The sequence below is a fragment of the Methylobacter sp. genome (genome assembly GCF_030680395.1).
Lineage (GTDB): Bacteria > Pseudomonadota > Gammaproteobacteria > Methylococcales > Methylomonadaceae > Methylobacter_A.
In genome coordinates this window covers 1-12,610 of the sequence record NZ_JAUXVR010000022.1, presented here as the reverse complement: position 1 = coordinate 12,610, position 12,610 = coordinate 1, and the positions used below count along the sequence as shown (strand labels likewise).

Sequence of the window (12,610 nt, the reverse complement as noted above, 5' to 3'; positions counted from 1 at the left end):
CACTTTCATATTGTATGAGTTATATCGTTGGTGGATGCGCGCTGCTTATCCACCCTACAAGCGCGACACCTGTTCAGGGTTGAAGTAGGGTGGATAAGTGCAACGCATCCACCGATGATTAACCAGAAATGAAAACGCTGTAACTCGATGTTCTTCGTGGCTAATTCAAGCCATGACCACGAAAATAACGCAGCAATACTCTGGACAGTTGGCCGTACTTTACCAAGGGCAGGACGATAGCCTACCGTTCCGGCAGCTTGCGGAAAGGTTAGGCGTTCCTTTGTATGAGTCGCTGAATAGCGACAGCCCGGAACAATTCTTTTTAACTTGGCGTGACGGCTGCTTAAAATTACTCGACAGAGAGCTGCTTAAAAAAGGCGGCTTAGCCGTCGATATTGAGCCGCGCAATGGCGAGCAGCGGTCGTGGCCTGCGCCCAAAGACGGCGCTTTGGCTCAGGCGCTCGGGCGAAAAACCAAGACCGTCGTCGATGCCACTACCGGCTGGGGCCAGGACAGCCTGCATATTTTTCGCATGGGCTACGAGCTGCTGTGCATCGAACGTTCGCCTGTCATGGCGGAATTGCTGGCCGACGGCTTTGCCCGATTGACGCAACAAGACTGGATGCAGCGGCTTAATCTTGAACCTCCCCGATTGCTACAGGGTAATGCCATCCATCTGTTAGCCGATTTGGAAAGCCCGCCTGATTGCATTTATCTTGATCCCATGTTCCCGCCCAAACGCAAAAAGTCCGCCTTAGCCAAAAAATCAATGATGGTGTTGCGCGATTTGCTGGGCGACGATCAGGATAAGGAGCAGCTTTTTGAAGCCGCTTTAAATGCAGCCGGAAAGCGGGTTGTGGTAAAAAGTCCCGATTACGCAGAACCTTTGGGTGGCAAGCCTAGTCAAACTTTTCAGGGTAAGTTGCTGCGATATGATGTTTATTTGAAAGGCTAAAGGTACAAGGCGAAAGGCACAAGGTTCATGTGGAGCTTTAGTAAGTCGCCAGTTTTTAAACACAACGGTAATGGGTAAAAAATGTCAGACTGGATAGATGCAGTAGATGAAAATGCTTTAGCAAACGGCGAGAACATCGTCATAGATGTCGATGGGACGGATGTCGCCATCTTTAAAATCGACGGCAAATTTTATGCGATTGAAGATGTTTGTACCCACGACGGGGCCGAAATCGCCAGCGGCAGGCTGGAAGGCGACGAGATTATCTGCCCCCGCCACGGCGCGCGTTTTTGCGTGAAAACCGGGGAAGTAAAATCCCCGCCCGCCTATGAAAACATCGACTGCTTTCCGGTCAGAATCGAAAATGGCAAGGTGCAGGTCAGAGACAATCGTTGGGATTAATGCTGTTCCGTGCCCATGACTGCCGACTGTAAAATTGTTAACTTTAAGCTCCCCGTCCGTTAGTTCGGCACGGGGAGCTTAAATCAACAATGCCGCACATCAAAACCGTCGAGCGGTAGCCTTCACTCACGCTATCGTTACTAAATCAGCGGTAACAAAGCCGAATCAGGACGCGAGCCCTGATCCCCAGCTTTCTAAGCTCAAAGGGCATAGTCATATCGTCCTGTTCAATGCCGTTAATCCTGTCGTTGACCTCGTCACATGCGGTCAAGATGGTGATGGGGAAACAGATTTTACGGTTGCGAGATCGACCCAGTGCCAGTCTATTGACATCCGGCAATCCTAAATCAAGCACGATCAAGCCGAACCCTTGTGCTTGCAGTCAACACTCAGCATAAGTTCCCTTGGTTTGTACAGGCCACTGAATAACCGCTATCGCCCGGCGTATTAATCCATCCGCCAAAACTGCGTCGTCTTTCGGCAATAAAATATTCATAAAGCTGGAATAGCTGTCATGAAAGGTTGGTGAAAGGGAAAAAGGCTAGAGTTAGAGCTTGAAAATTAACTGAAGCGTTCCCTTGTTGCTTTTTTCTTCATTGTGCAAACGAAATATTACTTATGTGTCGGCTCTATTTCACATAACACCTAAGACATTGACATCGATAAAGTTAATACCATGAAAACGCAAGTAACAGAAATACAGATGAATTCAAGCCCTAAAATTGATAATAGCCTGTTTGCTTATCTGAAATACGATTTACCAGCCGGTATCGCCGTTTTTCTGATAGCCATACCGTTGTCATTAGGCATCGCATTGGCATCGGGTGCGCCGCTGTTTTCAGGCTTGATAGCAGGCATTATCAGCGGAATTATAGTGGCGCCGTTAAGCGGTTCTTCGCTGGGCATCAGCGGCGCAACCGCAGGTATTGCGGTCATTGTCTGGTCGGCCATCGACAAGCTGGGCTTCAACGGCTTTTTACTCGCCCTGGTCGTGGCGGGCGTTTTCCAAATTATCATGGGGCTGTCCAAAGCCGGGGTTATTGCCTATTACTTTCCGTCATCCGTCATTAATGGCATGTTGTCGGGTATGGGCTTCATTCTTTTTCTGAAACAGCTTCCCCATGCGATGGGTTACGACCGGGATTACGAAGGCGATACCTCGTTTTTTCAGGCCGATAGCTACTCGTCTTTTACTGAACTGGGGCATATGCTGGATTTCAGCTCGCCTACGGCAGTTATGATCGCGCTGATGTCATTGGCGATTCTTATCTTGTGGGAACAGCCGTTCATGAAAAAATACCGGTTTTTCCAGTTGTTTCAGGGCGTTTTAATCGCGATTTTAGCAGGTACGCTAATCAATCAGGGTCTGCAAAACTTTTATCCTGAACTGGCGTTGGGCGGCAATCATTTGGTTATGATTCCTGTGCTAAAAAACACCGGCGATTTATTGAATCAACTCCATTACCCGGATTTTTCCCAGTTCAATAATCCGGCCATTTACCTGACCGCGTTAACATTGGCTGTCGTAGCGAGCTTAAAGACCCTGCTCTCTGTGGAGGCGGTCGATAAAATGGATCCCTATAAAAGAGTGACATCCACCAACAGGGAATTGATGGCTCAGGGCGTCGGCAATATTTGTAGCGGTTTGATCGGCGGCCTGCCGTTGGCGCAAGTCGTTGTGCGCAGCTCTATCGGCATTCAGTCCGGGGCAAAAACCAAAGCGGCAGGGATTATATGCGGGCTGCTATTGCTGTTTGCGGTCATCTTTATTCCAACACTGATCAACAAAATCCCTTTAGCCAGTTTGGCCAGCGTGTTACTGGTGGTCGGTTATAAATTGATCAGGCCGAAAACTTTTACCCTGATGTACCAAGCGGGCATGTACCATTTCATCCCGTTCTGCGTCACCATCCTGGGCATGATTTTTACCGATCTGCTGTTCGGTCTTATTATTGGGCTGATCGCCGCGTTATTTTCGATATTGCTGGAAAATTATAAAAGCCCTTTTTATTTTACCGAGTCGCACATCGGCAATAAAACCATACTCAGGTTATCCGAGCATATCTCTTTTCTGAATAAAGCTAATATTCAACAAACCCTCGAACAGTTACCTGATTATTCGGAAGTCGTGATTGATGCAACCCGCTCAAAATACATCGATTACGATGTCTTCGAAATTATTGAAAACTTCAAAATAGAAGCGCAACGAAAACATATCAAACTGACCATTGAAAACCTGCGCGGTTTTGGCGTGCTCGACCCGGTTGAGAATGCCAGGGCGCCAACCTACGATACTCAAAAATCGCTAACTCCCGCTAAAGTGCTGGCGTTGCTGAAAGAAGGCAATGAGCGCTTTGTTAATAACCTGAAATCCAACCGGAATCTGTTGGAGCAAATCAACGATACCCGGCAAGGGCAATTCCCGATTGCGATTATTCTTAGCTGCATGGATTCGCGCACCTCGGTCGAATTGATTTTCGATCAGGGTTTAGGCGATGTGTTCAGCGCGCGGGTCGCCGGCAATGTCATCAATGACGACATTCTGGGTAGCATGGAATACGCCTGCAAGCTGGCAGGCTCAAAGTTGATCGTGGTGCTGGGCCATTCGCATTGCGGCGCAGTCAAAGGCGCTTGCGATAATGTAGAGCTGGATCATTTAAGCGGGCTATTGCACAAAATAAAACCGGCTGTGGATGCCGTGCATGCCGAAGAGTCTGTAAAAATCACTGCCAGTAATGGCGAACTCGTGCAAAAAGTAGCCGATAAAAATGTGCAACTGACCGTCGAGCAAATCAAAAGCAAGAGTCCCTTACTGGACGCCATGTTAAAAAGCGGTGACATCGATATAGTCGGCGGGATGTACGACATTGAAACCGGAAAAGTGAAATTCTATGCGGATGTGTAACAGCTATTAATAGCTGATTTTGTTGAGACTATTATTTTGGGAGCAAGCTATGATTCCATTAGTTAACCGAAAAATACTGAGCTATTTCATCCTGATCGGACTTGTTATCACTCTATATGATGTGATGTTGCACTCATTGTTCATAGTCATGCATTTTACTTTCGAGTGGTTCGAGTTTGCTCTTGAACAAATCATCGAGCATGTTTTTCATACCACCCGCCAACAAAGCCAGGTTATCGTTTTTTATCTGCTCTGTTTTATGGCGCTTTGTGTGCTCTATCGCCTATGGCGAGCGCTGCCGGGCCTTTATAACCGGTTTAAAACACAACTTCTCGTCGCCCGCTTGCAATATAAGTCATACATTACCGGTTGCTGGAGAGAACTGTCTTCAATGCAAAAAATAAAATGGCTTACCTCTTTTACGGTGAGCGTATCCTGCCTGGTCTTTTTTGCTTTCAGTTAACAGCCAAGTTAGGATGACATCAGGAATCCCAACAAAAAATAAAATAAAATGAAATTAATCGCCGCCTATCCGGCCGGTATTGTCTGCCATCTACTTTGGCTTTTTCCCTGAAGGTAATTTTTTATTAAAACAATGTATCGACTATCCCTTATTTTATTATTTTTTGTCTCTCTTCCCGCCCAGGCCGCTGAACTGGCCCCGACGCTCGGACAGACCAACTCGATAATCGGCATTATTTGTCTGGCGATGTTTGTTATTTCTTACGGCTTCGTCATGACCGAAGAGTTTACCGGCTTAAGAAAGTCCAAGCCGGTGATCATGGCATCGGGGATTATCTGGATATTGGCCGCTTATCTGGCGATACAAAACGGCTATGGCCGGGAAGAGATCAGAGGGAGGCTGATGCATGATCTAATGAATTATGCGGAACTGTTGTTGTTTTTGCTGGTATCGATGACCTATACCAACGCGATGACAGAAAGGAACGTCTTCGAAGTATTGCGCAGCTGGTTAAGCACCAAGCAATTCAGCTATCGGCAACTGTTCTGGATTACCGGCGTGATAGCCTTTTTCCTGTCTTCATTTGCCAACAACATGACCACGGCCTTATTAGTCGGTGCGGTGGTGATGGCGTTCGCCGATAAAGATGCAAAAAGTTTTGTTAATCTCAGTTTCATCAATATTGTCGTGGCGGCCAATGCGGGCGGGGCATTCAGTCCCTTTGGCGATATCACCACGCTGATGGTCTGGCAATCGGGCCATGTCCCTTTCATCGAATTTTTCCAGCTGTTTATCCCTGCTTTGCTGAATTTCGCCATACCTGCGCTATGTATGCAGTTTTTTGTACCCAACACTCTGCCCCCCGTTAATAAGCAAGAAGAAAAGGTCCGCCTTAAGACGGGCGCCAAACGAATCACGGCTTTCTTTATCCTGACGATTATTTTTGCGATTCTCGGCGAACAGTATTTATTTATCCCGCCGTTTATGGGCATGATGGTCGGGCTGTCGTTTTTAATGATGTTGAGTTACCACTTTTCAATATCGAACGCATTTGAAGGCCATTACGACATTTTTAATTGCGTACGCGATTCGGAGTGGGACACCTTGCTGTTTTTTTTCGGCGTGGTTTTCGCGGTCGGCGGACTACAATTCATCGGTTACCTCGACCTGCTATCGCATACGCTGTACGTTGATATGGGCCCGACCCAGGCCAATATCACCTTAGGCATTTTATCTTCGGTTATTGATAACATCCCGGTGATGTTTTCAGTGCTCAGCATGCACCCTGAAATGAATACCGCGCAATGGCAGTTGATTACCTTGACCACCGGTGTCGGCGGTTCGTTGCTGTCGGTCGGATCGGCTGCCGGCGTTGCTTTAATGGGTCAAGGCAAAGGGCTTTATACGTTCGTGGGGCATCTCAAATGGATGCCCGTTATCTTGCTGGGTTATATCGTCAGCATTTATGTTCATTTAATGATCAATGGCTAAAAATACTCGCCATCTTTGAATCCTGGAAAAAGTAGTCGAGCTACAGATAAACACGGATTTAAGTAGATAAGCAACGAATGACATCAATTCTTTGTATCGCCTTTTTGATAAGCAGAAACCTCGCTTAACATCATGCTTTATTAGCGTTTATCTGTGCAAATCTGTGGCTAACCAAGTTTTTTAGGTTGAATAATTTTTTATGCTCCACGGCTATGTTCTCGCATAGCCTTTTTTAATTCATAGGATTGAAATGCTCTTTTTATCAAAAAAACAGGACTGGCTCGGCAACATCCGAGGCGATATATTGTCCGGCTTGGTCGTTGCCCTTGCGCTGATTCCCGAAGCCATTGCTTTTTCCATCATTGCCGGAGTCGATCCCAAAGTCGGCCTCTACGCCTCGTTCTGCATCGCAGTCGTTACCGCATTTGTCGGCGGCAGGCCGGGCATGATTTCGGCGGCGACAGGAGCCATGGCATTGCTGATGGTGACACTGGTCAAGGATCATGGTTTGCAATATTTACTGGCGGCGACATTGTTGACCGGCGTTTTGCAAATCATCGCCGGTTACCTGAAGCTCGGCAGCCTGATGAGTTTCGTGTCGCGTTCGGTAGTCACCGGTTTCGTCAATGCCTTGGCGATATTGATTTTTATGGCGCAGTTGCCGGAATTGACTAATGTGACTTGGCATGTTTACGCAATGACCGCAGGCGGACTGGGGATTATTTATCTGTTTCCGTATATTCCGGTGATTGGTAAATCCCTGCCTTCGCCGCTGGTTTGCATTGTCGCGTTGACTTGCATCGCCATTTATTTGAATCTGGACATCCGCACCGTCGGCGATATGGGCGAGCTGCCCGACACACTGCCGATTTTCCTCTGGCCCGAAGTGCCGTTGACGCTGGAAACCTTGCAGATCATTTTGCCTTATTCGGTTCCATTAGCCGTAGTCGGTTTGCTGGAATCGATGATGACCGCAACCATCATCGATGATTTGACGGATACCTCCAGCGACAAAAACCGCGAATGCAAAGGCCAGGGCCTTGCCAATATCGGCGCAGGCTTGCTCGGCGGCATGGCCGGTTGCGCGATGATCGGTCAGTCCGTTATCAATATCAAATCCGGCGGGCGCGGACGCTTGTCCACCTTAATCGCCGGCAGCTTTCTGCTGATCATGGTGGTGTTTCTGGATGAATGGATTTCCAGGATACCGATGGCCGCGCTGGTCTCGGTGATGATTATGGTGTCGATCGGCACGTTCAGCTGGAGCTCTATCGTCAACCTGAAACAGCACCCGCTGTCCACCAATGCGGTGATGCTGTCGACCGTGATTGTCGTGGTCTTGACGCATAATTTGGCGTTCGGCGTTTTCGTCGGCGTGCTGCTGGCGTCGTTGTTCTTCGCCAACAAAATCAGCCATTTCATGTATGTCGAGTCGGATCTGGACGAAGCGAACAGCAGCCGGACTTATCGTGTCATCGGTCAAATCTTCTTTAATTCGACGGGTAAGTTCATTGAGGCTTTCGATTTCAAGGAAGCTGTCGATAAAGTGGTGATCGATTTACACCGCGCCCATTTCTGGGACATCACCTCGGTGACTGCCTTGGACAAGGCCGTCATCAAGTTCCGCCGCGAAGGCGCGGACGTGGAGTTGATCGGCATGAACGAAGCCACCGCCACCATCGTCGACCGCTTCGGCATACACGATAAACCCGAAGAAATTGAAAAAGTCATGGGAGGTCATTAATGACGACTAATACGAATAGAGTTCTGGCCTGCATCGACGGCTCGTCGCTGACAGAAGCGGTCTGCGATTATGCCGCCTGGATAGCGCAACGCGTCGATGCGCCATTAAAGCTGTTGCATAACATCGATCACCATCCCGAAACCGCCGTAACCTTGGATTTGTCCGGCAGCATCGGTTTAGGCAGTCAGGAGCATTTGCTTGAAGAACTGACCGCCGTCGAACAGCAGCGCAGCAAACTAAGGCTACAGCAAGGCAAGTTCCTGCTACAAGCCGCCAAAGAGCGGGTTATTCAGGCCGGTATTGCCAACCCCGATACCAATCAGCGCCACGGCAGCCTGGTTGAATCGCTGATAGAGCTTGAGGAAAGCATCCGTGTCCTAGTCATCGGCATCCGGGGAAAAGTGCATGAAAACCAGCCTGACAAGATAGGCGCAAAACTTGAGTCCATCATCCGCTCATTGCATAAGCCTATTCTGGTGGTCAACGACGCGTTCAAAGCCCCCCAGCGCATCATGATTGCCTTTGACGGCAGCAAGGCGACAGAAAAAGCCATCGACATGGTTGCCATCAGCCCGCTTTATAAAGGCCTCACTTGCCATCTGGTTAACGTCAGCAAAGATGACGCAGCGACCGAACAATTGCTTGACGCGGCTGTCAGCAAACTGAAAAATGCCGGCGGCATTGAAGTGACCACGAAAAAATTACAAGGCAAGCCCGACCAAGCGCTTTGTGAATATCAGGACAAACATGATATCGATATGATCGTGATGGGCGCATTCAGCCACACCCGTCTTCATGACCTGCTGCTGGGCAGCTTTACCACCAAGATGCTGCTAAATGCCAAAAAACCGCTGCTGTTGCTGAGATAAGCGGCTGTAAGGGAGCGGCGCCGGTTCTTCTGACGAGGTTTCAGAAACAGAAGCTTTGGACAGTGGTAACATCAGTTGATAATCACAATGAGGTCATTAATGATGAACAAAAAGAATTCTTCACCAAGCCGTTCTTGGCATGCGCTTTCCCCCGATGCAATTTACGAGGCTTTGGTCGGCACTGAACAGGGCTTAAGCCCGCAGGAGGCAAAGCTACGGCTGGCGCAATACGGCTTAAACAGGCTGACACCGGCCGTCAGCCGCGGATCTTTCAAACGCTTTATCAGCCAATTCCACAATGTACTCATTTATGTATTGCTGGTTGCCGCCGGTGTAACGGCGGCCATTGAACATTGGGTCGACAGCGGCATCATCGTCGGCGTGGTGTTGATCAATGCGTTGATCGGTTTCATTCAGGAAGGCAAGGCGGAAAAAGCTTTGGATGCGATACGCAATATGCTGACGCACCAGGCCATGGTGCGGCGCGAGGGCAAGAATTTCCTGATACCCGCCGAGCAACTGGTTCCTGGCGACATCGTTTCCCTGGAAAGCGGCGACAAGGTGCCGGCTGATTTGCGCCTTTTACAGGTTAAAAATTTGCGTGCCGATGAATCCATGCTCACCGGGGAATCTTTACCCGTCGAAAAAAACACGGAGGCTGTCGGCGCCAATGTCCCACTGGGAGATCGTTTCTGCCTCGCTTACTCGGGCACCTTGATTACTTACGGCACTGCGCTTGGCATGGTGGTGTCCACCGGCGATGAAACCGAAATCGGCCGCATCAGCTCCATGCTGCGCACAGTTCCGCAATTAGCCACGCCGCTGCTGCGGCAGATTGCACGCTTCAGTCAGTGGCTGACCTTTGCTATTGTGGTGCTGGCCTCGGCTACCTTCGCCTATGGCTGGGCTATGCAGCACTCGTCTTTGACAGACTTGTTCATGTCGGCGGTAGGGCTTGCGGTGGCCGCCATTCCGGAAGGCTTGCCGGCGGTTATGACCATTACCCTGGCTATCGGCGTACAACGCATGGCCGAGCGCAATGCCATTATCCGGCGCTTGCCGGCCGTCGAAACCTTGGGCTCGGTCACCGTCATTTGTTCCGATAAAACCGGCACCCTGACCTGCAACGAAATGACCGTTAAATCGGTGTTCGTTAATAACAAGCTTTTTGCTGTGGAAGGTGTCGGTTATAGCCCCGAAGGCGGTTTTAAACTGGCGGACGAAATCACGCCGGTAGAAGATCACCCTGATTTGCATGAGCTGCTCCGCGCTGCCGTGCTGTGTAATAACGCAAGACTGGAGCAAAAATCCATAAACTGGATTGTACACGGCGACCCTACCGAGGGCGCATTGGTTACCCTGGCGCACAAAGCCGGGATAAGCCCTGATTTGCTGAATCAGGAAATGCCGCGTACCGACGTTATCCCGTTCGAATCGGAGCATCGCTATATGGCGACACTGCACCACGACCATAGCGGCCATGCCTTTGTCTTTATCAAAGGCGCGCCAGAACGGGTGCTTGGCATGTGCGACCGGCAACGCATCGATGGCGAAGATGTGCCGATTCATGTTGATCATTGGCGTCAGATGATGGATGAAATCGCAGGCGATGGTCAGCGCCTGCTGGCAATTGCGTTCAAGGCCGTACCTTCCTCGCAAAATCAAATCAGCTTTGCCGATGCTGAAACCGGGCTGACCTTATTGGGCATTGTCGGCATGATCGACCCGCCGCGTCCCGAAGCCGTTAAAGCCGTGCTCAAGTGTCAGAACGCAGGGATCAGGGTCAAAATGATTACCGGCGACCATGCGGCGACCGCTGTAGCGATTGCCACACAGCTCAATATCGGCGACGGTTCGGTGCTGAGCGGGGAACAGCTGGACCGGATGACCGATAGCGAACTGACGGCAGCCATTCGCGATGTCGATGTTTTTGCCCGTACCAGTCCGGAAAACAAACTGCGTTTGGTGACTGCTCTGCAAGCGGACGGGCATGTGGTGGCGATGACTGGCGATGGTGTTAATGATGCGCCGGCGCTAAAACGCGCCGATGTGGGCGTGGCGATGGGTCAAAAGGGCACCGAGGTCGCCAAGGAAACCAGCGAAATGGTGTTGGCGGATGATAATTTCGCGTCGATAGCCCATGCTGTTGAAGAGGGGCGCGGCATTTACGACAACCTGCTTAAGTCGATTATTTTTATCTTGCCTACCGGGGGCGGCGAAGCGTTAATGATCGTCGCGGCCATCGTCATGGGCGAAACATTGCCTATCACTCCGGTGCAAATATTATGGGTGAACATGATTACTGCCGTGACCTTGTCGCTAACGCTGGCCTTTGAGCCGCCGGAACGCAATATTATGAGCCGCATGCCCAGAAAGCCTGACGAGCCGTTACTCTCCAGGTTTATGGTTTGGCGCATTGTATTTGTGTCGCTGATTATGGTTACCGGCACTTTCGGCTTGTTTCTCTGGGAGCGGTCATTGGGAGCTTCGATTGAACAGGCGCGAACGATTACTGTGGATACGCTGGTGATGTTTGAAATATTTTATGTCTTCAACAGCCGTTACCTGCACCATTCCGTGCTCAATCTGCACGGCCTGTTCGGTAACTGGCTGATGTGGCTGGCTGTCCTGATGCTGCTTGTATTTCAATTCGCTTTCACCTATTGGCCGCCTATGCAAGCGTTATTCGGCACGGTTGATATAGACGCGCATGCCTGGCAAATGATTGTCGCCGTCGCCTCCAGTGTGTTTATACTGGTTGAAATAGAAAAGTTTTTTATGCGCTTGTTTCAGCCCAAAGCAGTGGCCGCGAATAGCAAGAAATGAATAAGGGGCATTTTTCGAGGCACCCTTAATTTTAAAACAATTAATTATAGGAACATGCATGATTGTATGTATAGAAGTGACGCTATGAAAATGCTCGTTTTTTCTTTTATGGTAGGTATTGTTTTGCTCTATTTTTTGAATATAGCATTATTAAAAACCCCTATACTCGATCTTCATTGGTCAATCCATGCAGGCTTAAGGTTTTTGATAGGGTTTATTGTACTAGGCGTTAGTTTTTTTTATGCGCATGCAGTTGAATTTAAAAAAGCTGTGTATATAACAGCTTGTATTGTAACAGTAGATTACCTCTATGATTACTATGCACAAGCCTATAGGTTTAATTTTGAAATAATATTACACGGAATTTTTATGATGATATGGGGAGCGATTTTGGGTTATCTGACAGCAAAATATATAAAAGAGCGATTAATGCGTAATTAAGTTAGTGGCATTAATATTTTATAGTCGGCATTTTAGCGGTCATTCCGGTCGTTATTGTCATGCAGGTCCTGGTGTTTTTGGAAACCATCCTCAGAGACTTTTTTATTTATATTTACGGCTATTCCAACAATGTTTTTATAACCGTCCTGGCATTCATGTTGTCTTTTATCGCTATTGCCTACACCGGTTATCGGGTTACTGTATCTGAAAAAATGTGGGTGCTGCATCAGGTTGAACTATTGATTAACCGGATTCCAATGATCAGGACGGTTTACCGGGTCAGCAAAAAACTGGTCAACCTGCTCGGCAGCCGGGAAAAAAGCGTCGCTAAAGAAATTGTTCTTATCGAATACCCCAAAGAAGGCTTATGGGTGCCGGCTTATGTCACCAATAAAGTAGGCGAAATGCTGGTTGTCTATGTGCCTACTTCGCCAAACCCCACTTCCGGATTTACCATTATTGTGCACCAATCAAAGGTCGTAAAATCGAACATGGATATTGAAGCCGTTACCAG

General features: G+C 48.9%; 11 protein-coding genes. 10 read left to right on the top strand and 1 reads right to left on the bottom strand.

Annotated features, from left to right (window positions below; all coding sequences use genetic code 11):
- Positions 1–172 precede the first annotated feature (172 nt).
- Together Q8L79_RS08595 and Q8L79_RS08590 are read left to right on the top strand one after the other, a co-directional pair.
- Positions 173–955 carry a class I SAM-dependent methyltransferase gene (locus Q8L79_RS08595; RefSeq protein WP_305270050.1) on the top strand — a complete coding sequence of 261 codons (783 nt, stop codon included), beginning with the start codon at positions 173–175 and terminating at the stop codon, positions 953–955.
- 81 nt (positions 956–1,036) lie between these two features.
- Positions 1,037–1,357, top strand: a complete 321-nt coding sequence (locus Q8L79_RS08590) for a non-heme iron oxygenase ferredoxin subunit (RefSeq protein ID WP_300486944.1) — start codon at positions 1,037–1,039, stop codon at positions 1,355–1,357.
- Between the two features lie 145 nt (positions 1,358–1,502).
- Here Q8L79_RS08590 and Q8L79_RS08585 read toward each other — a convergent pair whose 3' ends face one another.
- A complete protein-coding gene (locus tag Q8L79_RS08585; protein ID WP_305270047.1) occupies positions 1,503–1,712 on the bottom strand; it encodes a hypothetical protein in 210 nt (69 codons plus the stop codon).
- A 321-nt stretch (positions 1,713–2,033) separates the two neighbouring features.
- Between Q8L79_RS08585 and Q8L79_RS08580 the strand changes: the two genes are divergently transcribed.
- The 8 genes from Q8L79_RS08580 to Q8L79_RS08545 form a co-directional block, all read left to right on the top strand.
- The gene (locus Q8L79_RS08580) at positions 2,034–4,262 is read left to right on the top strand and encodes a bifunctional SulP family inorganic anion transporter/carbonic anhydrase (protein ID WP_305270046.1); all 2,229 of its coding nucleotides are present in this window, start codon (positions 2,034–2,036) and stop codon (positions 4,260–4,262) included.
- 49 nt (positions 4,263–4,311) lie between these two features.
- Positions 4,312–4,725: a hypothetical protein gene (locus Q8L79_RS08575; protein WP_305270045.1), complete on the top strand. Its 414-nt coding sequence runs from the start codon at positions 4,312–4,314 to the stop codon at positions 4,723–4,725.
- Between the two features lie 132 nt (positions 4,726–4,857).
- Positions 4,858–6,216: a sodium:proton antiporter NhaD gene (gene nhaD / locus Q8L79_RS08570; protein ID WP_305270043.1), complete on the top strand. Its 1,359-nt coding sequence runs from the start codon at positions 4,858–4,860 to the stop codon at positions 6,214–6,216.
- A gap of 250 nt (positions 6,217–6,466) precedes the next feature.
- Positions 6,467–7,960: a SulP family inorganic anion transporter gene (locus Q8L79_RS08565; RefSeq protein ID WP_305270041.1), complete on the top strand. Its 1,494-nt coding sequence runs from the start codon at positions 6,467–6,469 to the stop codon at positions 7,958–7,960.
- Positions 7,960–8,829 (top strand): universal stress protein, encoded by an 870-nt coding sequence (locus tag Q8L79_RS08560; RefSeq protein WP_305270039.1) that lies wholly within the window; start codon positions 7,960–7,962, stop codon positions 8,827–8,829. The genes Q8L79_RS08565 and Q8L79_RS08560 overlap by 1 nt, the downstream gene beginning before the upstream one ends.
- Before the next feature lie 99 nt (positions 8,830–8,928).
- Entirely contained in the window at positions 8,929–11,655 is a 2,727-nt protein-coding gene (locus Q8L79_RS08555) for a cation-transporting P-type ATPase (protein ID WP_305270037.1), read from the top strand.
- 84 nt (positions 11,656–11,739) lie between these two features.
- Positions 11,740–12,096: a hypothetical protein gene (locus Q8L79_RS08550; RefSeq protein ID WP_305270035.1), complete on the top strand. Its 357-nt coding sequence runs from the start codon at positions 11,740–11,742 to the stop codon at positions 12,094–12,096.
- A gap of 59 nt (positions 12,097–12,155) precedes the next feature.
- A partial coding sequence (locus tag Q8L79_RS08545) for a DUF502 domain-containing protein (RefSeq protein WP_305270033.1) occupies positions 12,156–12,610 on the top strand: 455 nt, incomplete at its 3' end.